The 455-nt window shown below is 72.5% G+C and carries 1 protein-coding gene; it reads left to right on the top strand.

Annotation, left to right across the window (positions count from 1 at the left end; genetic code table 11):
- Nucleotides 1–455: methyl-accepting chemotaxis protein (locus tag K206_RS40085; protein WP_043367664.1), on the top strand; the 455-nt coding region annotated here is incomplete at both ends.

The following is a 455-nucleotide window of genomic DNA, read 5'->3' as shown; positions in this document are numbered from 1 at the left end:
TTCCAGACCAATATCCTGGCGCTCAACGCGGCGGTGGAGGCGGCGCGCGCCGGCGAGCAGGGCCGCGGCTTCGCGGTGGTGGCCGGCGAGGTGCGCAGCCTGGCCCAGCGCTCGGCCGGCGCCGCCAAGGAGATCGAGGCGCTCATCAGCGAATCCGGCCAGCGCGTGGAAAGCGGCACGCGCCTGGTGGCCGAGGCCGGCCAGACGATGGGCGAGATCGTCAGCGCGGTCAAGCGCGTGACCGACATCATGAACGAGATCGGCGCGGCCACGCAGGAGCAGACCAGCGGCATCGAGCAGGTCAACCAGGCGGTCTCGCAGATGGACGAGGCCACGCAGCAGAACGCCGCGCTGGTGGAAGAAGCCGCCGCCGCCGCGGGCGCGCTGGAAGAACAGGCGCAGAAGCTCAACGGCGTGGTGTCCGTGTTCCGGCTCGCCGCCGGCCAGGGCGCCGG

Source organism: Cupriavidus sp. WS (genome assembly GCF_000395345.1).
Taxonomy (GTDB): Bacteria; Pseudomonadota; Gammaproteobacteria; order Burkholderiales; family Burkholderiaceae; genus Cupriavidus; species Cupriavidus basilensis_B.
This window is presented reverse-complemented; position numbering and strand designations above follow the sequence as displayed.